The organism is Pseudothioclava arenosa (genome assembly GCF_002358085.1).
In the GTDB taxonomy this organism is placed as follows: Bacteria; Pseudomonadota; Alphaproteobacteria; order Rhodobacterales; family Rhodobacteraceae; genus Pseudothioclava; species Pseudothioclava arenosa.
In genome coordinates this window covers 162,651-184,941 of record NZ_NTJD01000002.1, presented here as the reverse complement: position 1 = coordinate 184,941, position 22,291 = coordinate 162,651, and the positions used below count along the sequence as shown (strand labels likewise).

Here is a 22,291-nt window from a genome sequence, read left to right as displayed (position 1 = left end):
AACCAGTTTACCCGAATATGTTGGATGTAAGAGCGGACCAGAAGAAAGTGAGTTTGTCATGGTAGGTGCGAATAACCGAATTCTCACCGTATCTTACGGGACCTTCTCCTGCACGCTCGAGGGTTTTGACCAACCCTTCCAGACGATGCAGAAGATCGCCGAGTATTTCCGCGATCTCGCGGCCGAGGACCGCTATTTCGGGGCCGAGCCGCCGACGCCCGACGCCGAGATGCTGCACCAGATCGCCGAACGCGAAATCAACCGCCGGGTCGAAGCGCGCCTCGACAAACAAGGCCTTGTGCTGCGCGCCGCCGAAGAGCCCGCCGCGCAACCTGCGCCGATCTCCGCCCCCGCGCCGCAAACCGCGACGCCTGCGCCGAGCCCCGTTGCCGAAGCGCCCCCCGCGCCGCAGCCTGCTCCGGAGGCCGCGCCCGAGGTCGCAGAAGCCGATTCCGTTGCGATGAAGCTGCAGCGTATCCGCGCCGCCGTCGCCAATGCCCGTGCCGCCAGCGCGCGTCAGGCCAGCTATGACGACGAGTTCGCCGAGACGATCGACGAGCCCGTCTCGGGCGCCGCCCCCGCCTTCGATTACGCGATCGACATGGGTGGCCCGCTGCACGAGGACGAGACCGAGGTCGAGGTCGAGGTCGAAGAGAACGCGTCCGACGAGGCGCCCGCCGAGGTTACCGAAGAGGCTGCCGAAACCGAAGAGGTCGCGGCAGAGCCTGCTCCGGCGGAGGTCATGCCCGAGGTCGAAGCCCCGGTCGCAGAAGAGCCCGCCGAAACCGAGGCGCCCCAGCCCAACCTGAGCGCCGGTCGTCTCGCCCGTGCGCAGCGCCGTCAGGCATTGCGCCGCGCCGCGATCGCGGAGGCAGCCCGCGAGGCGCTGATTCTGGCGACGGAGCCGACGCCTGAGCCGGTCGAAGCCTCAGCCGAAGCCGCCCCGGCTGAGGCGGTGATCGAAGAGCCCGAGACCGAGGCGGAAATGACCGCCGTCGAGCCTGAAGCCGAAGTCGTCGAGGATGAGGCTTTCGAGGACGAGCTTGAAGCCGAAGACGAGGTTGAGGCGCCGGAAGCCGCCTCGGAAAACGACGCCGAAGAGATTCAGGCCGAAGCCGATTGGGCGGAGTTCGAGGACGATCTCGAAGCCGAAGCGTTGGACGCCGAGGACGAGCCCGCGGACACGGAGTTCGCCGACGCGGTCTATGCCGAGGACATCGACCTCGACACGATTACGGCGGCGCTCGCCGGGCCGGTCGAAACGCTGGACGCCGAGCCTGAAGCTGCGCAGGCCGAAGCGCCGGAACAGGAGCCCGAGCAAGAGCCGGTGCGCGCCCGTGTGATCAAGGTGCGCCGGGTCGAGCCGCTGATCCTCGACGCCGGGGAGGCGCAGGCGCCGGGAACCATCGATGCCGACGAGATGGGCGCGTTCGAAGCGCCGGAGCCGGTGCTTTCGCCCGAGGACGAAGCCGAACTGATGCGTGAGCTGGCCGAGGTCGAGGAAGACGCGGGTGATGCACCTGTGGCCGTTGACTTCGAGGAAGCCGAGCTTGCAGAGGATGTGAACCTCGAGGCCGAAGCGTTCGAGGACGAGGCATTCGATGTCGAAGAGGCCGATGAAGAGGCCCCCGCCGCCGCGCTGGACGAGGACGAAGGCGAAGACGCGATCTACGCGACGCTGCCGCTGCCCGAGAAAGAGCCGCGCACGCGTACCGAGCCGGAAGGCACCGATCACGAAAATGAACTCACGCGCCTGATGGAAGAGGCCGAATCGCGCGGGGCCACCGAAGAGACGCGCCGCCGGTTCTCGGCCATCGCCCATCTCAAGGCCGCCGTGGCCGCGACCGTGGCCGACCGCCGCTCGCGCGGGGACGACAAGGGTGCGGCCCCCACGGACGAAACCCGCGACTATCGCGCCGACCTGAACAAGGCCGTGCGTCCGCGCCGCCCCGTCGTGACGGGTGGCGCCCGCACCGAACGCCCCTCGGTCGAGCCGAAGCGCCCCGCGCCGCTGGTTCTGGTGTCGGCGCAGCGCATCGACCATCCCGAGGCCGAGGCCGCACCCGCTGAACCCGCGCCGGTCCGCCCGCGCCGGATCGCGGCCGTTGAACTGCAGGCCGCGACCCCGCGCGATGAAATCGAGGCGACGCCCCCGCTGAGCGCGGAAGAGGCGACCAGCTTTGCCGAATTCGCCGAAAGCCGCGACACGCAAGGCCTGGCCGAGCTGCTGGAAGCCGCCGCCGCCTATACCTCGCAAATTGAAGGGCGGCCGCATTTCTCGCCGCCGCAGATCATGCGCAAGGTCTCGAGCCTCGACGAAGGCGCGGATTTCTCGCGCGAGGATCGGCTGCGGGTTTTTGGCACGCTGCTGCGTCAGGGCAAGATCACCAAGGTGAAGCGCGGCCAATATGCGATCGCGGAGGCGTCGCGCTTCTATGCCGAGGCCAAGCAGGCCTGAGGCGAAACACCCGGATCAGATCAGGCGGAGGGGCCCTGCCGCTCCGTTTTATTTTGTTCAGCCTCGGGGTCTTCGCGCCCGACACCGGTGAAGATCGGCTTGAGCGGCAGGGCCCAGAGGAAGCCGAGCCCGATATAGACCAGCAACTCGCCCCAGATCGGCAGGCGGCCAAACTGCGCGTCGAACCAGTTCACCAGCGTGACAGCCGCCACGATATAGGCGGGCAGCCCCACGACAAGCGCCAGGATCGAGAGACGACGGCGGGCTTTGTATGACAGGCTCATGGCGTATTCCCCTTGGGCGGTCGTTTCAGTTTGGAGGCGGTGGCAGCGGCACGCGCGAGCCGCAGGCGCCAGCGCGGCAGGCCACGTTCCGCCCCACCCCGGCGCACTGGGCCGAAGCAATGCACGCGCACCGGTCGGATGCCGACAAAGCCGAGGATCTGCCGCTTCCAACGCCGCCCGATCGGGAAGCCCCAGAGCCAGCGCAACACCAGCGGCGGCGTGTCCATCGTCACCAGCAGATCAGCCGAGCGGCCCTTGAGCAGCTTGTCCCAGAACGGGTCCTTGGCGTGATAGGCAAAGGACTGGCCGGGCAGGAACAGCCGCTCGATCGTGCCCTGCACCAGCGCGGGCGCGCCGCCCCACCACATCGGGAAGGCCAGAACGATGTGATCGGCGGCGCGGATCGCCTCGAACAGGCGCGCAAGGTCAGGCTCCATCGCGGGCATGCCCTCGTAAGAGCGCGTGGCCAGCACGTCGAAATCCAGGTCGCGCAGCGCCAGCCGCTCGGGCGCGCACCCTTCGGGCAGCGCCAGAGCGTAGAGGTCAAGCAGGCGCGCGCTCAGCCGATCGGCATCGGGATGCCCGTCGATCAACAGAACGCGCATCCGATCAATCCGCGAAGGGATCGGTCACGAGGATCGTGTCGTCGCGCTCGGGGCTGGTGGACAGGAGCGCCACCGGGCAGTCGATCAACTCTTCGACACGCTTCACGTATTTGATCGCATTCGCCGGCAGGTCCGCCCAGGAACGCGCGCCTTCGGTCGATTCCGACCAGCCGGGCATTTCCTCGTAGATCGGGGTGCAGCGCGCTTGCTGATCGGCGGCGGTCGGCAGGTAGTCGAGCCGCGTGCCGTCGAGGTCGTAGCCGACGCAGATCTTCAGCGTCTCGAACCCGTCGAGCACGTCGAGCTTGGTCAGCGAGATGCCGTTGATCCCCGAAATCGCGCAGGTCTGGCGCACCAGTGCCGCATCGAACCAGCCACAGCGGCGCTTGCGCCCGGTGGTGGTGCCGAATTCATGGCCGCGCGTGCCCAGACGCTCGCCATCGGCGTCATGCAGCTCGGTCGGGAACGGGCCTTCGCCGACGCGGGTGGTGTAGGCCTTGACGATGCCCAGCACGTAGTCGATCGCGCCCGGACCGATGCCGACGCCGGTCGCCGCCTGCCCCGCGATCACGTTCGACGAGGTGACGAACGGGTAGGTGCCGAAGTCGATGTCCAGAAGCGAGCCCTGCGCGCCTTCGAACAGGATGCGGTTGCCCGCCTTGCGCTTCTCGTTCAGCACTTTCCAGACCGGAGCGGCGAAGGGGAGGATGTCTTTCGCGATGTCCTTGAGCTGCGCGAGCAGCGCTTCGCGATCGACCGGCTCGATGCCAAGGCCCTTGCGCAGCGGGTCGTGGTGCTGCAGCGCCCGGTCGACGCGCGCCTCGAGGGTCTCGTCATCGGCCAGATCCGCCACGCGGATCACGCGGCGCCCGACCTTGTCTTCATAGCACGGGCCGATGCCGCGCCCGGTTGTGCCGATCTTGGTGCCTTTCGAGGCCGCCTCTTCGCGGGCGCGATCGAGTTCGCCGTGGAACGGCAGGATCAGCGGCGTGTTTTCCGCGATCATCAGCGTTTCGGGCGTGATCTCGACGCCCTGGGCGCGGATCGTCTCGATCTCTTTCAGAAGGTGCCACGGGTCGAGCACGACACCGTTGCCGATCACGCTCAGCTTGCCGCCGCGCACCACGCCCGAGGGCAGCGCGTGCAGCTTGTAGACCTTGCCGTCGATCACGAGCGTATGGCCCGCGTTATGGCCGCCCTGAAAGCGCGCGATCACATCGGCGCGTTCCGACAGCCAGTCAACGATTTTGCCTTTCCCCTCGTCACCCCACTGGGCGCCGACGACGACGACATTGGCCATGAGACTCTCCTTGGCTCTTTTGGAAAAACCGCACTTCCTATAGCGAGTGTGGCGGCTGCGCGAAAGCGGGTTTTCGCGGATCGGCGCGGTGGCGCCACGCGAAGCGGCACAAAGGCGGGAAAGTCCCTTGCGCCACGCGCCCCGCTCGCCTAAGTAGGCGCGTCGATAGAAAGAAGGCTCGTTCACGCAAATGGAAACCGTCGTCCTCTCGATCCACCTGATTCTGGCACTGCTGCTGATCGGCGTGGTGCTGTTGCAACGCTCCGAAGGGGGCGGCCTTGGCATGGGCGGTGGCGGCGGCGGCGTGATGACGGGTCGTCAGGCAGCCAACGCGCTGTCAAAAATGACCTGGATCCTTGCGGCGGGCTTTCTCGTCACCTCGGTGACGCTGACGATCCTTGCGGCGAACAAGGCCGAAGAGGGTTCGGTCGTCGATCGCGTGACCGAAACCGCGCCGGTCGAAGCCCCGGTCGCGACGCCGGCCCCGGTGGCCAATGATGCGCCGGTCACGCCGCCTGCGGCGGATGCTCCGGTGACGCCGCCGGCTGCCAACTGAGGCACTCGTCTACAACTTATTGAGGGCGGTGCGACAGCCTGCCCTACAGCTTGCGGTCTGGTTGCGGGCGGATCGCGAATCGTGTAAGCATTAAATCCCGTGATGCCGGTCTGCACAGACCTGCGGAATTCTGACTATTTCGGACGATCACGGGGGATCTTCATGGCGCGTTATGTCTTTATCACCGGCGGGGTCGTGTCCTCGCTCGGCAAGGGTCTGGCGTCTGCCGCTCTGGGGGCCCTGCTGCAGGCACGCGGCTATACGGTGCGGCTGCGCAAGCTCGATCCCTATCTGAACGTCGACCCCGGCACGATGTCGCCTTTCGAGCATGGCGAGGTTTTCGTCACCGATGACGGCGCCGAGACCGACCTCGACCTCGGCCATTACGAACGCTTCACCGGCGTAAGCGCGCGCAAGACCGACTCGGTCTCGTCGGGCCGGATCTATTCCAACGTGCTGGAGAAAGAGCGCCGTGGCGAATACCTCGGCAAGACCATTCAGGTCATTCCGCACGTCACCAATGAAATCAAGGACTTCATCAATATCGGCGACAATGAGGTCGATTTCATGCTCTGCGAGATCGGCGGCACGGTCGGCGATATCGAGGGCCTGCCCTTCTTCGAGGCAATCCGCCAGTTCGCGCAGGACAAGCCGCGCGGCCAGTGCATCTTCATGCACCTGACGCTGCTGCCCTATCTCGCGGCCTCGGGCGAGTTGAAAACCAAACCCACGCAGCACTCGGTCAAGGAGCTGCGCTCGATCGGCCTCCAGCCCGACGTGCTGGTCTGCCGTTCCGAACACCCGATCCCGGACAAGGAACGCGCCAAGATCGCGCTGTTCTGTAACGTGCGCCCCGAGGCGGTGATCCCGGCCTATGACCTCAAGTCGATCTACGAGGCGCCGCTGGCCTATCACCGCGTCGGCCTCGATCAGGCGGTGCTGGACGCGTTCGGCATCGCCCCGGCGCCCAAGCCCGACATGACGCGCTGGGAAGACGTGATGGACCGGCTCGACAATGCCGAGGGCGAGGTGCGTGTCGCGATCGTCGGCAAATATGTGCAGCTTGAGGATGCCTACAAATCCATCGCCGAGGCGCTGACCCATGGCGGCATGGCCAACCGCGTGCGCGTCAAGGCCGAGTGGATCGACGCCGAGATTTTCGAGCGCGAAGACCCGGCCCCGCATCTGGAGCGGTTCAACGCGATCCTCGTGCCCGGCGGCTTTGGCGAACGCGGCACCGAGGGCAAGATCCGCGCCGCGCAATATGCGCGCGAAAAGGGCATCCCCTATCTGGGCATCTGCCTCGGCATGCAGATGGCGGTGATCGAGGCCGCGCGCAATCTGGCCGGCGTGACCGACGCGGGCTCGGAGGAATTCGACCACGAGGCCGGGCAGAAACGCTTTACCCCGGTCGTCTACCACCTCAAAGAATGGGTGCAGGGCAACCACCGCGTCGAGCGCAAGGTCAGCGACGACAAGGGCGGCACGATGCGCCTGGGCGCCTATTCGGCAAGCCTCAAGGACGGCTCGAAAGTGGCCGAGGTCTACGGCGCGACCGAGATCGAGGAACGCCACCGCCACCGCTACGAGGTCGACGTGAAATACCGCGAGCCGCTGGAAAGCTGTGGGCTGGTGTTCTCGGGCATGTCCCCCGACGGCCGCCTGCCCGAGATCGTCGAGCACAAGGGCCACCCGTGGTTCATCGGCGTGCAGTTCCACCCCGAACTGAAATCCAAGCCCTTCGCACCGCATCCGCTGTTTGCGGGCTTCGTCAAAGCCGCCCTGGAGCAAAGCCGGCTGGTCTGAGCCATCCGCTCACATCGTTTCGAGAAACCGGGGCCGCGAGGCTCCGGTTTTTTCATGCGGCCCGGCCCCATCGCGCCTTTTCCCCCGGCCGAAACAAAAAGGCCCGCCCCGAGGGGCAGGCCTGATAATCGCGATCGTCGGATCGGATTACATGGTCAGGTTCATGCCGATGAACGGGCCATGCAGGAGGATGTCCGACTTGCCGACGTTCAGGCCATAGCCGCTGTCGTCCGAGATACCGACATTGACGTTCGACCAGTATTTCGCCTGGTAGCCAGCAACCCAGCTGACCTTGTCACTCTGCTTGAATTCGACGCCGAGCTTCAGGTCAACACCGACTGCGGTGGTCGAGATGTTGGTCGCATCGCCAAAGGACCAGCCACCACGACCGCCCGAGCGGATCGAACCGTCAAGCACCGAGAGGCCGCCATCGGCCAGAACGCTCCAACCCGGCTGCGAGAGCTCGAAATCGGTTTCGAGACCGACGCGCAGGCCGAGGCCGGTGAAGCTGTGCTCCGGGCCGCTGCTGGCCGAGAAGTTGTCGGTGGTGAAGTTCATGTCGGCATAGCGCAGACCGGCGGTCCAGACCGCGTCGTGGCCAGCGAGGTTGAAGCCACGGCCGTATTCGAGGTCGAACACGCGAGTCATGATGCCCATCTCGGGCGACACGTCGGTATCGAAGGGCGCGCCACGATCGACATCAGCGTAGTCGTATTTCACACCGATGAAATAGGTCGGCATGCTGTAGCGGATGCCGACAGCGCCATAAACGCCATCCTGATGATCCGATTCCTGCTGCTGACCAGCGTAGGCGCCTTCACCGAAGTGCACGTGGTTGGTGCTGCCTTCGAGCAGGTAGCCGCCTTCGAGCGAGAAGGACATGGTCCCGTCTTCGGCATAGGCGGTGGTCGCGGCAAGGGCAGCGACGAGCGAAAGGGCGAAGGTGGCCTTCATGTTTCTGTCTCCATGAGTTCATTAAATTGCTTTAACACTTTCTTACCCTAGGGAAGCCGCGCCACCAACAGTCGCAGGCCGACTTTGGGCAGGCTCCATCCGATCTGTGGCATCAAAGAGACTCCCAACCCGCATGGTGCCTGTTTTTTCAACCTTTGATCTCGCCGCCTTCCCCCACGCAGCCCATTGACGCCGCCAATAGGCCGGATAGCCTGTGGCCTGATCTGAACTCAGGAGCTCATCATGCGTGAAACTGCCGCCAACAGCTGGGAAGCAAAAGCCGAGGAATTCTCGCTCTACGGCTTTACCGACCTGCCGTCGGTTCATGAACGCGGGACCGTCGTGCTGACGCATGGCGAGGGGCCCTATATCTTCGACACCCATGGCCGGCGCTATCTTGATGCGAACTCGGGGCTGTGGAACATGGTCGCGGGGTTCGACCACCCTGGCCTGATCGAGGCCGCGCAAAAGCAATACGCGCGCTTTCCGGGCTATCACGCCTTTTTCGGGCGGATGTCGGACCAGACGGTGCTTCTGAGCGAAAAGCTCGTCGAGGTCTCGCCCTTCGAGCGTGGCCGGGTGTTCTATACCAACTCGGGGTCCGAGGCGAATGACACGATGGTCAAGATTCTGTGGTTCCTGCACGGCGCCGAAGGCAAGCCGCAGCGCCGCAAAATCCTGACGCGCTGGAACGGCTATCACGGGGTGACGGCGGTCTCGGCCTCGATGACGGGCAAGCCCTATAACTCGGTGTTCGGGCTGCCGCTGCCGGGCTTCATCCATCTGGGCTGCCCGCATTACTGGCGCTTCGGGCAGGCCGGCGAAACCGAAGAACAGTTCACGGCCCGCCTTGCCGCCGAGCTGGAGGCAACGATCATCAAGGAAGGCCCCGACACGATCGCGGGCTTCTTCGCCGAGCCGGTGATGGGCGCAGGCGGGGTCATTCCGCCCTCCAAGGGCTATTTCCAGGCGGTGGCCCCGATCCTGAAGAAATACGGCATCCCCCTGATCGCCGACGAGGTGATCTGCGGTTTCGGGCGCACCGGCAACACCTGGGGCAGCCAGACCTATGACTTCATGCCCGACGCCATCATCTCGTCGAAAAACATGACTGCGGGCTTCTTCCCGATGGGCGCGGTGATCCTCGGCCCCGAGCTCGCGGACCGCGTGCAGGCCGCCTCCGAGGCGATCGAGGAATTCCCGCACGGCTTCACCGCCTCGGGCCACCCGGTCGGCTGTGCGATCGCGCTGAAGGCGATCGACGTGGTGATGAACGAAGGCCTCGCCGACAATGTGAACCGCCTCAGCCCGCGGCTGGAAGCGGGCCTTGCCGAGATCGCCAAGAACCCGAATATCGGCGAGCTGCGCGGCGTGGGCTTCATGTGGGCGCTGGAAGCGGTGAAGGACAAGGCGACGAAAACGCCCTTCGACGGCTCGCTCTCGGTCTCGGAACGCATCGCCAATACCTGTACCGATCTGGGGCTGATCTGCCGCCCGCTCGGCCAGTCGATCGTGCTCTGCCCGCCCTTCATCCTGACTGAGCCGCAGATGGACGAGATGTTCGAAAAACTCGAAGCCGCGCTGAAGAAGGTCTTTGCCGAGGTCGCCTGAGAAAGGGGGCGCTGCCCCCTCTTTGCCTGACGGCAAATTCACCCCCGGAGTATTTCGGGCTCGATGAAAGCCCTTTCATTTTGCCTCAAATATCCCGGGGGAGACTGCGCCCGCGCAGTCCGGGGGCAGCGCCCCCGCTCCGTCGGTTGAGCCTGACCCGCCGCCCGGATAGTCTGGTGCAAAGGAGGCCCGCATGACCGAATTTCTCACCACTCCCGAGGGGCGCCGCATCGCCTATAACCGCACCCCCGGCACGGGGCCGGGCATCGTGTTCTGCGGCGGCTACAAATCCGACATGGAGGGCGCCAAGGCGCTGGCGCTTGAGGCTTGGGCACGCGCGCAAGGCCGCGCGTTCCTGCGCTTCGACTATTCGGGGCATGGCGCCTCCGACGGGGCCTTCGAAGAGGGTGCGATCGGCGACTGGTTCGAGGATGCGCGCGATGCGATCGCCGCGCTGACGACCGGGCCGCAGGTGATCGTGGGCTCGTCGATGGGAGGCTGGATCGCGCTTTTGCTCGCGCGCCACCTCCCCGAGCGTTTCGCGGGGCTTGTCACCATCGCCGCCGCGCCCGATTTCACCGAGGACAGTTTCTGGGCCGGGTTCAGCCCCGAGCAGAAGCGCTTGCTGGAAGAACAGGGCCAGATCGCGCTGCCCTCCGGCTATGGCGAGCCCTATCTGGTCACGCGCCGGCTGATCAACGAGGGACGCAACCGGCTGGTGTTGCGCAGCCCGCTCGCCCTGCCCTTCCCGGCCCGCTTCCTGCAGGGCACAGCCGACGAGGCGGTGAGCCTCGAGACCGCGACGCGGCTTCTGGGCCATGCCGAGGGCGACGACATGCGGCTGACGCTGGTGAAAGGCGCGGATCATTCGTTTTCCACGCCCGATTGCCTTGCGCTGATCGAGGCGGCGATTGACGAGGTGACCGCGCGGGCCTCCGCCTGAACGAGCGGGCGGGCGCGAAAAGGGGTTGAACGCGGGTCGAACTCGGGCAGACTGGAACCAACACGAAGCACCCCAAGGTGCCCCAAGAGGTACGAGCCATGTCCCCCGATCCGCTGGTCTTTCTGCCCGGCTTCATGTGCGATGCCCGCCTGTTCTGGCATCAGATGCTTGAGTTTTCGGCCGAGCGGTCGGTCATCGTCGCGCGGCTGCGCGGTGCCACGATCGAGGAGATGGCGGCGCAGGTTCTGACCGAGGCGCCGCCGAGATTTGCCCTTGTCGGGCATTGGCTGGGCGGGCTGGTGGCGATGGATATCCTGCGCCGCGCGCCCGAGCGGGTCGCGCAGATCGCTCTGATCGACGTGTCGCCCAGTTCCGAGACACCGCAGATGGCGGGTTTGCGCGAGCAGCGGATCGCGCGGGCACGCGCGGGGCGGCTGGACGAGGTGATGCTCGACGAGATCCCGCCCGAAAACTTTCCGCCGGATTCGACCGAGGCGCAGGCGATGATGTTGCAAATGGCGCAGGATCTGGGTGTCGACACGTTCGCGATGCAGTCGCGCGCGCTGATGCGTCGGCCCGACCAGCAACGCGCGCTGCGCTCGACCAAGGTGCGCGCGATGCTGATCGCAGGCGAATTCGACAAGATCTGCCCGCCGCGTCGCCATGAATTTTTGGCCGAGCTGATGCCGCATGCGGATTTCCGGCTGATCCTGAGCGCGGGGCATCTGAGCCCGCTCGAGCAGCCGGAAAAGGTGACGATGGCGCTGCGCGACTGGCTGGCCGCGCCCTTCCTGCTGAAATGAAACGGCGCGCCACGAGGGCGCGCCGATCATTTTCTTCGATGCTGCAAGGCCTTAGCTGACCGATTTCAGCGGGGTGACCTTGGCGTCCGCCTTCGGGGCTTCGGCGGGGGCTTCGGCCTTGGGCTCGGCTTTCAGCGGCTTGTCATTCGCATGCTCGTCGATGAAATCGAGCACGAGCGGGCGGATGTTGTTGCGCCAGCTCGAGCCCGCGAAGATGCCGTAATGGCCCGCGCCCGGTTCGAGGTGCTGGGCTTTTTTCGACTCCGGCAGGCCGGTGCACAGACGCAGCGCGGCAACGCATTGACCCGGCGCCGAGATGTCGTCGTTCGAGCCTTCGACGGTCTTGACGGCGACATTGGTGATCTTGCCGATATCGACCGCCTTGCCGTTGATGCTAAACTTGTTCTGGGCAATTTCGAGGCCCTTGAACACGCGCTCGACGGTCGAGAGGTAGAACTCGGCGGTCATGTCCATCACCGCGAGGTATTCGTCGTAGAAGCGGTTGTGGTGGTCATGTTCCGAGCCAGTGCCCTTCGACTCGTTCACGATTTTTTCCTGGAAGGCGGCCGAGTGCTTGTCCATGTTCATCGAGATGAACGAAGCAAGCTGCATCAGGCCCGGATAGACCATGCGGCCCGCGCCCTTGTATTTGAAGCCCACGCGCTGGATCACCATGTGTTCAAGCTGGCCCATCGTCACGCGACGGCCGAAGTCGGTCACTTCGGTGGCGGCGGCGTCGGGGTCGATCGGGCCACCGATGAGCGTCAGCGTACGCGGCTGCGCGGCGGGCTCTTCCTCGGCAAGATAGGCGGTCGCGGCCAGCGTCAGCGGCGCCGGCTGGCAGACCGCGATCACGTTGATGTCCGGCCCGAGGTGTTTCATGAATTCGACAAGATAGAGCGTGTAGTCTTCGATATCGAACTTGCCTTCGGAGACGGGGATATCACGCGCGTTATGCCAGTCGGTCACGTAGACATCGGCGTCGGGCAGCAGCGAGGCCACGGTCGAGCGCAAAAGCGTCGCGTAATGGCCCGACATCGGCGCCACCAAGAGGATGCGGCGCTTCATCGGCTCGCGGCCCGAGACGTTGAAATGGATCAGCGAGCCAAACGGCTTGTCGATCACGGTCTCGATGTTGACAAGGTGATCGCGGCCGTCTTCGCAGGGGATGGAGCGGATCCCCCAGTCGGGCTTGATGACCATGCGCGCAAAGCTGCGCTCGGTCACGCGGCCCCAGGCCGACATCAGCTTGAACATCGGATGCGGAACGAGACCCCATACCGGGTAGGAAGCCATCGCACGGGCGCTGGCGCCCATCCATTCGTTCGTGTTCCTGATGGTCTCCATCAGGTCATAGCGCATCATACCCTTCATGGCGTGGGCAACTCCTACATTCGGCCAAATTCCCTGCAAACGCCGCTTTACGCTCCCCAAAAAACGGCATTAAGTTCCTTGCAGGATAGGGAGGAATTGTCACGATGACAACTGGGGAGAACATGACTGAAGAAGAAACCGGCACCGAGCTCTCAGGACAGATGCAGGAAAACCTCAAGAAGATCGAGGCCCTTACCCAGAGACTCGTGCAGGCCGTTTCGCAAAAACGCCCCCACGCGCCAACGCTCGACGGGCCCGGACTGGACCTTTACCTGAGCGCCTCGGCGGCTTTTATAAAGGAATTTTCCGAACGGCCCTCGAAGATTCTCGAGGCGCAGGTGAACTACTGGGCGGATGCGGTCAAGCATTACATCGAGGCCAGCGAGGCGCTCGCCAAGGGCGGGATGCCCAAGCCTTCGGCAGAGCCCGGCGCGCGCAAGGATCCGCGCTTCAAAAACCCGCTGTGGGACACCCACCCCTATTTCCACTTCATCAAGCAGCAATACCTCAGCTCGGCCAAGGCGCTTGAGGATTCGCTCGACAACCTCGAGGGGCTTGACGACAAGAACCGTCGCCGCGTCGAGTATTTCACCCGCCAGATCATCGACCTGATGGCGCCCACGAATTTCCTGCCCACCAACCCCGATGCGCTCGAACGCGCCGTCGAGACCGAGGGCGCGAGCCTCGTGAAGGGGTTGGAAAACCTCGTGCGCGACCTCGAGGACAACAAGGGTAACCTGCTGGTCACGCTGGCCGACAAGAACGCTTTCACCGTGGGCGAGAATATCGGCGCCACCGAGGGCTCGGTGGTCTATCGCAACCGCATGTTCGAACTGATCCAGTACAAGCCGACGACCGAGCAGGTCTACCGCACGCCGCTGCTGATCTTCCCGCCCTGGATCAACCGCTTCTACATCCTCGACCTGAAACCCGCCAACTCGCTGATCAAATGGATCGTCGATCAGGGTTTCACGCTGTTCGTACTGTCGTGGAAAAACCCGGACCCGAGCTATGCGGACGTCGGCATGGATACCTTCGTCGAGGAAGGCTATCTGGAGGCGGTCGAAGAGGTGAAGAAGATCACCGGCGAAAAGCAGGTCAACGCGGTGGGCTATTGCATCGCGGGCACCACGCTGAGTCTGACGCTGGCGCTGATGAACAAGCGTAAGGACAAGTCGATCAAATCGGCCACCTTCTTCACCACGCTCACCGATTTCTCGGATCAGGGCGAGTTCACCACCTTCCTGCAGGACGATTTCGTCGACGGGATCGAGGCGCAGATCAAGTCGGATGGCATTCTCAGTTCGTATTTCATGTCGCGCACCTTCTCGTTCCTGCGCTCGAACGACCTGATCTATCAGCCGGCGATCCGCTCTTACATGATGGGCGAGGCGCCGCCGGCCTTCGATCTGCTCTACTGGAACGGCGACTCGACCAACCTGCCCGGCCGCATGGCTGTCGAATACCTGCGCGGGCTGTGCCAGTCCGACCGCTTTGCCAGCGACACTTACGAGCTGATGGGCGAGAAGCTGAGCGTCGCCGACGTCAAAGTGCCGCTGATGGCGATCGCCTGCGAGACCGATCACATCGCGCCCTGGGTCGCCTCGTTCAACGGCGTGGCCAAGATGGGATCGACTGACAAGACCTTCGTGCTCTCCGAGTCGGGCCATATCGCGGGAATCGTCAACCCGCCCAGCAAGAAGAAATATGGCCACTACACTTCGGAAGCCCCGATCAAGAGCCCCAACGAATGGAAGGCCGAGGCGGAGTATCATGAGGGCAGCTGGTGGCCGCGCTGGGGCGAATGGCTGGCGAAGCGCTCGGGCCGCAAGGTCCCGGCACGTGAACCGGGCGATGCCGATCACCCTGTGCTTGCACCCGCCCCCGGTACCTATGTTATTGAGAACGTTAAGATCTGACGTGAGCGCATAGGTCGCCCCAAATTGCTGCACCGCAGCATTTCGCAAATTGAAGGGCGCAGGACACGTTCTGCGCCTTTATTTATTAGCATTCCAGAAATCTCTTACGTTAGGGAAGTCTTTTGTGAAAATTCTGCGACGCAGCAAAAAGCCCCTTGATTTGCTGCATTGCAGCGCGTATATCTGATTCATCCAGAGCGCGACTGGGCCCCGCGCAAACCTCCCTCGGGCCCCCCTGTTCGGAGAAAAACCATGACCAAGACCCAAGACTACACCAAGATCTTCCAAGACATGATGTCGGCTTTCCCGGTTGACACCGCGAAATTCCAGGACGGCTTCAAGTCGCAAGCCGCCGTCGCCGAGAAACTGTCGAAAGTGGCCCTCGACGCCGCCGAGAAATCGACCGACCTGTCGTCGAAATGGGCGAAATCGACCCTCTCGAAAATGGGCACCCTGGCGAAAACCAAAGAAGAGCCGGCCGACTACGCCAAAGCTCTGAGCGATTTCGCTTCGGCCTCGGCTGAAATGGCTGCTGAAAACCTCGCCGCTTTCGCCGAAATCGCGAAAAAAGTGCAGATGGAAACCGTCGAGCTGATGCTGGCTGCTGGCAAAGAAGCTTCGGAAGAAGCCGCTGAAGCCGTGAAAAAAGCGACCGCCGAGGCGACCGCTGCGGCAAAAAAGGCGACCACCGCCGCGAAATAATCCAGGCTGGCGCGGAATACCTCCCCTCCGCGCCCCTGAGATTTTCCTCCCGTCGTGGCCAGTTTCCTCCCGGCCATGACTGATCTGAAGGCGGGCTTCGGCCCGCCTTTCTTTATTTCGCGCGCCGGGCCCACTGCATAAAGAATGTTGCTTTTGCCGCCGCGCCGCATCAAACTCTTTGCAAACACAGAAAAACCCTTTGGGAGGATGGAATGGCCGCAGATGAAAAGCCCTTGCTGATCAAGCGATACGCTTCGCGCCGTCTCTACAACACCGAAACCAGTGATTACGTGACGCTGGAGGACATCGCGAAATTCGTCCGCGAAGACCGCGAGGTGCAGATCATCGACCTGAAGACCGGCGATGACCTGACGCGTCAATACCTGCTGCAGATCGTCGCGGAGCATGAAAGCCGGGGCGAGAATGTGCTGCCGGTCGATGTGCTGACCGATCTCGTGCGCTCCTATACGACGTCGGCGCAATCGGTGGTGCCGCAATTCCTCGCGGCCTCGTTCCAGATGCTGCGCGAAGGTCAGTCGCAGCTGATGGAGAACCTGTCACACATGCCGAACCCAATGGCTTCGATGCCCGGCTTCGACGCGCTGCAACGCCAGCAACAGGCGTTTCTGGCGCAGATGATGAAGGGCTGGGGCGCCGCCGGTTCGAGCGGCCCCGAGATGGAGACCGAGGAGAGCGACACCAGCAAGGAAGACCTCGCCTCGATCAAGAAACAGCTCGCCGAGCTGCAATCCAAGCTCTCCAAGCTCTGATCCCGTCTGCATAATGTCGCAGCGCGCGCCCAAGTGGCGCGCGTTGTCGTTTGGGCCGTTGACAGAGCGGGCCACGGGGCGCAAAAGCATCCCCGACATAACCCGCAACCGGGCGTTCCGTGGGCGCCAAACCGACGAGGAGGACTGCCATGTCCCAGATCTCACTCACCTTCCCCGATGGCAATTCGCGCGACTATCCGGCCGGCACCACGCCCGCCGAAGTGGCCGAGAGCATCTCGAAATCGCTGGCGAAAAAGGCCATCTCGGCGCAGGTGAACGGCGCGCATTGGGACCTGCAATGGCCGATCCCGGGGGATGCGCAGATCGCCATCAACACCATGGCCGATGACGAACCCGCGCTAGAGCTGATCCGCCACGACCTCGCTCATATCATGGCGCGCGCCGTGCAAGAGCTCTGGCCCGACGTCAAGGTCACCATCGGGCCGGTCCGCGACAAGGGCTGGTTCTACGATTTCGACCGCGCCGAGCCCTTCACCCCTGAAGATCTGGGCGTGATCGAAAAGCGCATGCGCGAGATCATCAACGCCCGCGAGCCGGTGAAGACCGAGGTCTGGGATCGTGCCCGCGCGCTGGCCCATTACGAAGCCACGAACGAGCCCTACAAGGTCGAGCTGGTGAACCGCATTCCGGCGGGCGAGGACATCCGCATGTACTGGCACGGCGGCTGGCAGGATCTGTGCCGCGGCCCGCACCTGCTGCACACCGGCCAGGTGCCCGCCGATGCCTTCAAGCTGACCCATGTCGCGGGCGCCTATTTCCTTGGCGACAACACCCGCCCGATGCTGCAACGCATCTACGGCGTGGCCTTCAAGTCGCGTCAGGACCTGCAGGCGCATCTGACCATGCTCGAAGAGGCCGCCAAGCGCGACCACCGCCGCCTCGGCCGCGAGATGGACCTGTTCCACATGCAGGAAGAAGCGCCGGGCCAGGTGTTCTGGCACCCGAACGGCTGGAAGATCTACACCACGCTGCAAGATTACATGCGCCGCCAGCAGGACCGCGGCGGCTATGTCGAGGTGAACACGCCGCAGGTGGTGAACCGCAAGCTCTGGGAAGCCTCGGGGCACTGGGAGAAATACCAGGAGAACATGTTCATCGTCGAAGTCGAGGAAGAACATGCCAAGGAAAAGACCCTCAACGCGCTCAAGCCGATGAACTGCCCCTGCCACGTGCAGGTGTTCAATCAGGGCCTGAAATCCTACCGCGACCTGCCCCTGCGCATGGCCGAGTTCGGCTCGTGCAACCGCTACGAGCCCTCGGGCGCGCTGCACGGGATCATGCGCGTGCGCGGCTTCACGCAGGATGACGCGCATATCTTCTGCACCGAAGAGCAGATCGAGGCCGAGACCAAGCGCTTCATCGAGTTCCTCAGCGCGATCTACACCGATCTGGGCTTTGAGAGCTTCAAGGTCAAATTCTCGGACCGCCCCGACAAGCGCGCGGGCTCGGACGAGGTCTGGGACAAGGCCGAAGCGGCGCTGGCCAATGCCACCAAGGCGGCGGGCTACGATTACGCGATCAACCCCGGCGAAGGCGCCTTCTACGGGCCGAAGCTGGAATTCGTGCTGACCGACGCGATCGGGCGCGACTGGCAATGCGGCACGCTGCAGGTCGATTTCGTGCTGCCCGAGCGGCTCGACGCCGATTACATCGGCTCCGACGGCGAGCGTCACCGCCCGGTGATGCTGCACCGCGCGGTGCTGGGTTCGTTCGAACGCTTCATCGGCATCCTGATCGAAAGCCACGCCGGGAAACTCCCGTTCTGGCTCGCGCCGCGCCAGATCGTGGTCGCCTCGATCGTCTCGGATGCCGACGATTACGTGCTCGAAGTAACCGAGTTGCTGCGCAAGGCGGGGCTCCGCGCCGAGGCCGATACGCGCAACGAAAAGATCAACTACAAGGTCCGCGAGCACAGCCTCGGCAAGGTGCCGGTGATTCTGGCTGTCGGCATGCGCGAGGTCGAGGAACGCACGGTTTCGGTTCGCCGGCTGGGCGAAAACCGCACCGAGACCGCCCCGATCGAGGCGCTGGTTGCCCAGCTTGCCGCCGAGGCGACCCCGCCCGACCAGCGCTGATCCACACGTCACTTCGCATGAAAATAAGCCGCGCGGGCCGTTCCGCGCGGCTTTTTCGCTGTGTTTTGCGGCCATCGAACGGTTGTCACCGTAATTTCAATTGATTTTCGCAAGGGCTGTGGCAGGCTTGCCCTTGCGTGACCGCAGACTTTCCTACCGCCTTCCTTCGTCAAGACTGGCAGCCGGAAGACCCGAAAGATTTGGCTGCACGGCCCAACGGCAATTTCGCCGAGGGATGCTTGAGAGGAGACACGGTATGGCCACTGGCACCGTCAAATGGTTCAACACCACCAAAGGCTACGGCTTCATCGCCCCCGATGATGGTGGCAAGGACATCTTCGTCCATATTTCCGCCGTCGAACGCGCGGGGCTGAAAGGCCTGCAGGACAATCAGAAGATCAGCTACGAGCTGATCTCCGGCCGCGATGGCCGCTCGTCGGCAGGCGATCTGAAGCTGCTCTGAGCCTCGCTCATTCCGGGGCCCTGCCCCGGCTGCGGCCCGCCGGTGGCGGGCCGTTTGCGTTAGAGCCAGACCGCCTGTGCGTCCGGCTTCCAGCCCAGCGTGCGGGTCTCGCCCTCTTCGATCACGGGGCGCTTCATCAGCGTCGGATGTGCGGTGAGCAGAGCGGCAATGGGGGCCGCGCGGTCATCTTCGGACAGCCCGCGCCAGGTCGTCGAGGAACGGTTGATCAGCGCATCGCCGAACGCCGCCTCGAAGCGCGCGATCTCATCCGGCGTCAGGGGCTCGGCCCGGACATCGCGCAGCACGGGCGCGCGCCCCGCAGCGTCCAACGCCTTAAGCGCCTTTTTCACGGTGTCGCAGGTCTTGATGCCATAAACGATCATCGCCTACTCCGTCAGATGCCCGCCGTCGAGCCGCACGACGCGGTCCATCTTGGCGGCAAGCTCAAGGTTATGCGTCGCGATCAGCGCCGAGAGCCCGGTCTCACGCACCAGCCCCATCAGCGTGGCAAAGACCGTCTCGGATGTGCCCGGATCAAGGTTGCCGGTGGGCTCGTCCGCCAGCAAAAGCTTGGGCGCATTGGCCAGCGCCCGACAGAAAGCCACGCGCTGCTGCTCCCCGCCCGACAGCGCCGAGGGGCGGTGATCGTGGCGCGCCGAGAGCCCGACCTGATCCAGAAGCGCCCGCGCCCTCGTTTCCGCCGCCGCGCGCCCCGTGCCATTTGCCAGTTGCGGCAGCACGATGTTTTCGAGCGCGGTGAATTCCGGCAGCAGGTGGTGGAACTGATAGACAAAGCCCAGCTCGGCCCGCCGCGCCTCGGTCCGGCGGCGATCCGAGGCGCCACTAAGGTCAACCCCGTTCACCACGACACGGCCGGAATCGGGCGTATCCAGAAGCCCCGCGATATGCAGAAGCGTCGATTTCCCGGCTCCCGAGGGCGCCACCAGCGCCACGACCTGCCCGCGCGGAATTGACAAATTCACGCCTTTCAGAACAGAAATCGCGTTGGGCTTGCCCCAATTGTAGGACTTTTCCAACTTCTCCAAGAGCAAAACGTCACTCATAACGCAGCGCCTCCACCGGGTTGAGCCGCGCCGCCCGCCGGGCCGGGAAAATGGTGACCACGAAGGACAGCCCCAGCGACAGGATCACCGCCTTGGCCACATCCGCGCCCTGCAGCTTGGCGGGCAGCTCATAGATGCCGCGGATCGAAGGATCCCAAACGCCACCTCCGTTGAGCCAGTTCACGAAGCTCATCACCTGGTCGATATAGATCGCAAACAGGCAGCCCAGCGTCACCCCCGCGATCGTGCCGATCACCCCGGTGAACGCGCCGCACAGGAAGAACACACGCATCACCGAGCCTTCGGTCAGGCCCATCGTGCGCAGGATGCCAATGTCGCGCCCCTTGTTCTTGACCAGCATGATCAGCCCCGAGGTGATGTTCATCGCCGCGATCAGCACGAGGATCGAGAGGATCACGAACATCACGTTATCCTCAATGTCGAGCGCGCGCAGGAAGGAGGACGAGCTATCCTGCCAGCTCCACAACAGCGTGCCGTCGCCGCCCGCGCGCATCAGCGGCACGGCCAGCGGTTCGAGATGCTCAGGGTCCTCGACCATCACCTCGATCTCATCGGCGCCCGCCTCGCGGTTGAAATAGCTCTGCGCCTCGGCGAAGGGCATATAGATGCGGGTGCGGTCGATATCCCAGCGCCCGGCGGTAAAGATATAGGTGACCGTGTAGGCCGAAACCCGCGGGCTGGTGCCGAAGGCGGTCTTGGCACCCTCGGGGGAGATGAGCTTCAGCTTGTCGCCCAGCCCCACGCCCAGCTCGCGCGCAAGCCCCGAGCCGATGGCGATGCCCTCGCCGAACTGCTCAATGCTGCCCAACGCCGTCTCGGGGTTGGCGACGCGCGGGATCGTCTGCAGATCGGCCGCCGAAATCCCATACACCTCGGCCACGTTCGAGCGCCCGTCCTTGGTCGCCATCACCTGCCCCCGGATCAGGGGCGCGGCGCGGGTCACACCGGGGATTGCGGCGACCCGCTCGGCGCGGACCTGATAGTCGCGCATCAGGCTCGAATAGACGCCCGACCCCTCGACCACTTCCATCGGCGCCGAATAGACGGTGACATGGGCGTTGGAGCCGAGGATCGTATCGACGAATTCGGCGCGGAACCCGGCGCGCACGGCAAGCGTCGCGATCAGCGCGGCGACGCCCAGCGTAATGCCGATCAGCGAGATCCAGGTCATCACGCTGACGCCCCCTTCGGCGCGACGCGCGCGCAGGTAACGCCAGGCGATCAGGAACTCGAAAGGGGAAAACGGGGCGGTGCGGCTGGCCATTCGGGATCGTCCAAAATTTCGGCGAACGCTGGACGTTGCCGCCCGAAAGGTCAAGCCCGCAGGGCTTCACCTTCGCGTTGGATCACTCTTCGAGCAGGTGTTCGTAACGCGCATCCGTGAGCGTCCTGAGGAACGCCACAAGCGCGTCGATACGCTTGTCATCCAGCGCCGGTCCGGTTTCGAGCTCTTCGATCGAGATATTCTCGGCAACCTCGGGCGCGGCAAAGGGCGCGCCGGTTTCGGGGTTGATCTGACGCTCAGGGCGGGTCGAGTTGAACTTGTTGTAGAACAGGATCACCGTGCGCAGGTCCTTGAACACGCCATTATGCATGTAAGGGCCGGTAACGGCGACATTGCGCAGCGTCGGCACCTTGAACTTGCCCGCCTGCGCGGGGTCGTCAATCGCCGGATGATCGAGCAGGCCACGGTCGATATGGCCGGGCTTCGTTCCGTTTACGGCGCGCGCCACCGGGTTCGCCGGGGTTCCGACGTTATGATACTCGTAGTTCGAAAATGTCTCTTCTTCCGCCGTGGGACTGGCCTGCAACTGGTGGCAAATGTTGCAATTTGTAAATTGCGGCGAGAAGAACAGGAGCCGCCCCAGCTCCTCCTGATCGCTCAGCTGCGCCTCGCCGCGCAGGAAGCGGTCGTATTTGGAATCGAAGGGCGCAAAGACCTTGGTGCGCTCAAACGCGGCGATGGCGCGGGTGATCGCGTCATAGCTGGCCTGTGGATCGGCCATCGGATCGTCGATGCTGGCAAAGTGGCGAAGCGCGGCGCGATGCGAGGCCGAAGCGTTCAGCCGCTCAACCACCGCCTCGACCGAAGGCATGCCCATCTCGACCGGGTTCAGGGGCGGACCGCCCGCCTGCTCGGCCAGATCAGCGGCGCGACCATCATGAAACTGACCACCATGCCATTTGCCCTTGGCGTTGCGCCCGAAGGCCGGGGCGAAACGCGCATAGGCCGCCGTGGGCGTGTTGCGATCGCCCAGCGACTCGCCATCATCGCCAAGCGACACGGCCTGCCCGGCCTCGGTCTCGCGCGGGTCGGTGAAAGCGTGGTTTGGATCGTGGCAGGTGGCGCAGCTTTGCGTGCGATTGCGCGACAGGTTCGCATCCATGAACAGGAGCGCACCCCAGTCTTCGAGCCGGCCCGGAGGCGGCGCGTCGGCGGCTGTCCGGCCCGGCGCATCGCCATGAATTTGCTTGTGCATTTCGGCATGAACCGAGCCCGGCTCATGCGGCAATCCAGCGAAATCGGGGGCGTCATGCGGCGCCACGAAAGCCAAAGCGGCC

20 protein-coding genes are annotated in these 22,291 nt (G+C 64.2%); 11 read left to right on the top strand and 9 right to left on the bottom strand.

The genetic code is table 11. The features are described 5' to 3' along the window. The first annotated feature begins 58 nt into the window (after window positions 1-58). On the top strand, window positions 59-2,458 hold the full coding sequence (locus tag CLN94_RS03195; protein ID WP_143598871.1) for a hypothetical protein: 2,400 nt from the start codon (window positions 59-61) through the stop codon (window positions 2,456-2,458). A gap of 20 nt (window positions 2,459-2,478) precedes the next feature. Here CLN94_RS03195 and CLN94_RS03190 read toward each other — a convergent pair whose 3' ends face one another. From CLN94_RS03190 to CLN94_RS03180, 3 genes are read right to left on the bottom strand one after another with little or no spacing between them, the layout of a single operon-like run. Beyond that, the gene (locus CLN94_RS03190; RefSeq protein ID WP_096431060.1) at window positions 2,479-2,742 is read right to left on the bottom strand and encodes a DUF2842 domain-containing protein; all 264 of its coding nucleotides are present in this window, start codon (window positions 2,740-2,742) and stop codon (window positions 2,479-2,481) included. Further along, a complete protein-coding gene (locus CLN94_RS03185; RefSeq protein ID WP_096431058.1) occupies window positions 2,739-3,347 on the bottom strand; it encodes an NAD(P)H-dependent oxidoreductase in 609 nt (202 codons plus the stop codon). Before CLN94_RS03185 ends, CLN94_RS03190 begins: the two co-directional genes overlap by 4 nt. 4 nt (window positions 3,348-3,351) lie before the next feature. Next, window positions 3,352-4,647 (bottom strand): adenylosuccinate synthase, encoded by a 1,296-nt coding sequence (locus CLN94_RS03180; RefSeq protein WP_096431056.1) that lies wholly within the window; start codon window positions 4,645-4,647, stop codon window positions 3,352-3,354. Window positions 4,648-4,837: 190 nt separating this feature from the next. Here CLN94_RS03180 and secG point away from each other — a divergent pair, with 190 nt between their 5' ends. Both secG and CLN94_RS03170 read left to right on the top strand, forming a co-directional pair. Further along, a complete protein-coding gene (gene secG / locus CLN94_RS03175) occupies window positions 4,838-5,203 on the top strand; it encodes a preprotein translocase subunit SecG (protein ID WP_096431054.1) in 366 nt (121 codons plus the stop codon). A gap of 162 nt (window positions 5,204-5,365) precedes the next feature. After that, window positions 5,366-7,009 (top strand): CTP synthase, encoded by a 1,644-nt coding sequence (locus CLN94_RS03170; RefSeq protein WP_096431052.1) that lies wholly within the window; start codon window positions 5,366-5,368, stop codon window positions 7,007-7,009. A gap of 147 nt (window positions 7,010-7,156) precedes the next feature. On the opposite strand, the gene CLN94_RS03165 is transcribed toward CLN94_RS03170, so the two are convergent. Next, window positions 7,157-7,963, bottom strand: a complete 807-nt coding sequence (locus CLN94_RS03165; RefSeq protein WP_096431050.1) for an Lpg1974 family pore-forming outer membrane protein — start codon at window positions 7,961-7,963, stop codon at window positions 7,157-7,159. A gap of 243 nt (window positions 7,964-8,206) precedes the next feature. On the opposite strand from CLN94_RS03165, the gene CLN94_RS03160 reads away from it, so the two are divergent. The 3 genes from CLN94_RS03160 (at window position 8,207) to CLN94_RS03150 (ending at window position 11,320) form a co-directional block, all read left to right on the top strand. Beyond that, window positions 8,207-9,574 (top strand): aminotransferase, encoded by a 1,368-nt coding sequence (locus CLN94_RS03160; RefSeq protein ID WP_096431048.1) that lies wholly within the window; start codon window positions 8,207-8,209, stop codon window positions 9,572-9,574. A 193-nt stretch (window positions 9,575-9,767) separates the two neighbouring features. After that, window positions 9,768-10,517, top strand: a complete 750-nt coding sequence (locus CLN94_RS03155; protein ID WP_096431046.1) for an alpha/beta hydrolase — start codon at window positions 9,768-9,770, stop codon at window positions 10,515-10,517. Between the two features lie 98 nt (window positions 10,518-10,615). Continuing rightward, window positions 10,616-11,320: an alpha/beta fold hydrolase gene (locus tag CLN94_RS03150; RefSeq protein ID WP_096431044.1), complete on the top strand. Its 705-nt coding sequence runs from the start codon at window positions 10,616-10,618 to the stop codon at window positions 11,318-11,320. Window positions 11,321-11,371: 51 nt separating this feature from the next. Here CLN94_RS03150 and phaZ read toward each other — a convergent pair whose 3' ends face one another. Beyond that, window positions 11,372-12,694 carry a polyhydroxyalkanoate depolymerase gene (phaZ, locus tag CLN94_RS03145; protein ID WP_096431042.1) on the bottom strand — a complete coding sequence of 441 codons (1,323 nt, stop codon included), beginning with the start codon at window positions 12,692-12,694 and terminating at the stop codon, window positions 11,372-11,374. A gap of 122 nt (window positions 12,695-12,816) precedes the next feature. On the opposite strand from phaZ, the gene phaC reads away from it, so the two are divergent. The 5 genes from phaC to CLN94_RS03120 all read left to right on the top strand — a co-directional run bounded on the left by phaC (window position 12,817) and on the right by CLN94_RS03120 (window position 18,644). Continuing rightward, a complete protein-coding gene (gene phaC, locus CLN94_RS03140; protein WP_096431040.1) occupies window positions 12,817-14,613 on the top strand; it encodes a class I poly(R)-hydroxyalkanoic acid synthase in 1,797 nt (598 codons plus the stop codon). A 252-nt stretch (window positions 14,614-14,865) separates the two neighbouring features. Continuing rightward, on the top strand, window positions 14,866-15,315 hold the full coding sequence (locus CLN94_RS03135) for a Phasin (protein WP_096431038.1): 450 nt from the start codon (window positions 14,866-14,868) through the stop codon (window positions 15,313-15,315). A 212-nt stretch (window positions 15,316-15,527) separates the two neighbouring features. Beyond that, the gene (gene phaR / locus CLN94_RS03130) at window positions 15,528-16,085 is read left to right on the top strand and encodes a polyhydroxyalkanoate synthesis repressor PhaR (RefSeq protein ID WP_096431036.1); all 558 of its coding nucleotides are present in this window, start codon (window positions 15,528-15,530) and stop codon (window positions 16,083-16,085) included. Window positions 16,086-16,234: 149 nt separating this feature from the next. Beyond that, complete coding sequence (gene thrS / locus CLN94_RS03125; protein ID WP_096431034.1) at window positions 16,235-18,181, top strand: threonine--tRNA ligase; 1,947 nt, start codon at window positions 16,235-16,237, stop codon at window positions 18,179-18,181. 256 nt (window positions 18,182-18,437) lie between these two features. Beyond that, window positions 18,438-18,644 (top strand): cold-shock protein, encoded by a 207-nt coding sequence (locus tag CLN94_RS03120; RefSeq protein WP_096431032.1) that lies wholly within the window; start codon window positions 18,438-18,440, stop codon window positions 18,642-18,644. A gap of 59 nt (window positions 18,645-18,703) precedes the next feature. On the opposite strand, the gene CLN94_RS03115 is transcribed toward CLN94_RS03120, so the two are convergent. The 4 genes from CLN94_RS03115 to CLN94_RS03100 all read right to left on the bottom strand — a co-directional run bounded on the left by CLN94_RS03115 (window position 18,704) and on the right by CLN94_RS03100 (window position 22,209). Then, window positions 18,704-19,027: an arsenate reductase family protein gene (locus CLN94_RS03115; RefSeq protein WP_096431030.1), complete on the bottom strand. Its 324-nt coding sequence runs from the start codon at window positions 19,025-19,027 to the stop codon at window positions 18,704-18,706. 3 nt (window positions 19,028-19,030) lie between these two features. Then, entirely contained in the window at window positions 19,031-19,708 is a 678-nt protein-coding gene (locus CLN94_RS03110) for an ABC transporter ATP-binding protein (RefSeq protein ID WP_096431028.1), read from the bottom strand. Further along, entirely contained in the window at window positions 19,701-20,993 is a 1,293-nt protein-coding gene (locus CLN94_RS03105) for a lipoprotein-releasing ABC transporter permease subunit (RefSeq protein ID WP_096431026.1), read from the bottom strand. Before CLN94_RS03105 ends, CLN94_RS03110 begins: the two co-directional genes overlap by 8 nt. An 82-nt stretch (window positions 20,994-21,075) precedes the next feature. Next, on the bottom strand, window positions 21,076-22,209 hold the full coding sequence (locus CLN94_RS03100) for a cytochrome-c peroxidase (protein ID WP_096431458.1): 1,134 nt from the start codon (window positions 22,207-22,209) through the stop codon (window positions 21,076-21,078). Between the last annotated feature and the right edge of the window lie 82 nt (window positions 22,210-22,291).

What these genes read in the sequence shown, in the direction of transcription:
- CLN94_RS03195 (WP_143598871.1), top strand. Translation starts at nt 59, where the DNA reads ATGGTAGGTGCGAATAACCGAATTCTCACCGTATCTTACGGGACCTTC.
- CLN94_RS03190 (WP_096431060.1), bottom strand. Translation starts at nt 2,742, where the DNA reads ATGAGCCTGTCATACAAAGCCCGCCGTCGTCTCTCGATCCTGGCGCTT.
- CLN94_RS03185 (WP_096431058.1), bottom strand. Translation starts at nt 3,347, where the DNA reads ATGCGCGTTCTGTTGATCGACGGGCATCCCGATGCCGATCGGCTGAGC.
- CLN94_RS03180 (WP_096431056.1), bottom strand. Translation starts at nt 4,647, where the DNA reads ATGGCCAATGTCGTCGTCGTCGGCGCCCAGTGGGGTGACGAGGGGAAA.
- secG (WP_096431054.1), top strand. Translation starts at nt 4,838, where the DNA reads ATGGAAACCGTCGTCCTCTCGATCCACCTGATTCTGGCACTGCTGCTG.
- CLN94_RS03170 (WP_096431052.1), top strand. Translation starts at nt 5,366, where the DNA reads ATGGCGCGTTATGTCTTTATCACCGGCGGGGTCGTGTCCTCGCTCGGC.
- CLN94_RS03165 (WP_096431050.1), bottom strand. Translation starts at nt 7,963, where the DNA reads ATGAAGGCCACCTTCGCCCTTTCGCTCGTCGCTGCCCTTGCCGCGACC.
- CLN94_RS03160 (WP_096431048.1), top strand. Translation starts at nt 8,207, where the DNA reads ATGCGTGAAACTGCCGCCAACAGCTGGGAAGCAAAAGCCGAGGAATTC.
- CLN94_RS03155 (WP_096431046.1), top strand. Translation starts at nt 9,768, where the DNA reads ATGACCGAATTTCTCACCACTCCCGAGGGGCGCCGCATCGCCTATAAC.
- CLN94_RS03150 (WP_096431044.1), top strand. Translation starts at nt 10,616, where the DNA reads ATGTCCCCCGATCCGCTGGTCTTTCTGCCCGGCTTCATGTGCGATGCC.
- phaZ (WP_096431042.1), bottom strand. Translation starts at nt 12,694, where the DNA reads ATGAAGGGTATGATGCGCTATGACCTGATGGAGACCATCAGGAACACG.
- phaC (WP_096431040.1), top strand. Translation starts at nt 12,817, where the DNA reads ATGACTGAAGAAGAAACCGGCACCGAGCTCTCAGGACAGATGCAGGAA.
- CLN94_RS03135 (WP_096431038.1), top strand. Translation starts at nt 14,866, where the DNA reads ATGACCAAGACCCAAGACTACACCAAGATCTTCCAAGACATGATGTCG.
- phaR (WP_096431036.1), top strand. Translation starts at nt 15,528, where the DNA reads ATGGCCGCAGATGAAAAGCCCTTGCTGATCAAGCGATACGCTTCGCGC.
- thrS (WP_096431034.1), top strand. Translation starts at nt 16,235, where the DNA reads ATGTCCCAGATCTCACTCACCTTCCCCGATGGCAATTCGCGCGACTAT.
- CLN94_RS03120 (WP_096431032.1), top strand. Translation starts at nt 18,438, where the DNA reads ATGGCCACTGGCACCGTCAAATGGTTCAACACCACCAAAGGCTACGGC.
- CLN94_RS03115 (WP_096431030.1), bottom strand. Translation starts at nt 19,027, where the DNA reads ATGATCGTTTATGGCATCAAGACCTGCGACACCGTGAAAAAGGCGCTT.
- CLN94_RS03110 (WP_096431028.1), bottom strand. Translation starts at nt 19,708, where the DNA reads ATGAGTGACGTTTTGCTCTTGGAGAAGTTGGAAAAGTCCTACAATTGG.
- CLN94_RS03105 (WP_096431026.1), bottom strand. Translation starts at nt 20,993, where the DNA reads ATGGCCAGCCGCACCGCCCCGTTTTCCCCTTTCGAGTTCCTGATCGCC.
- CLN94_RS03100 (WP_096431458.1), bottom strand. Translation starts at nt 22,209, where the DNA reads ATGCACAAGCAAATTCATGGCGATGCGCCGGGCCGGACAGCCGCCGAC.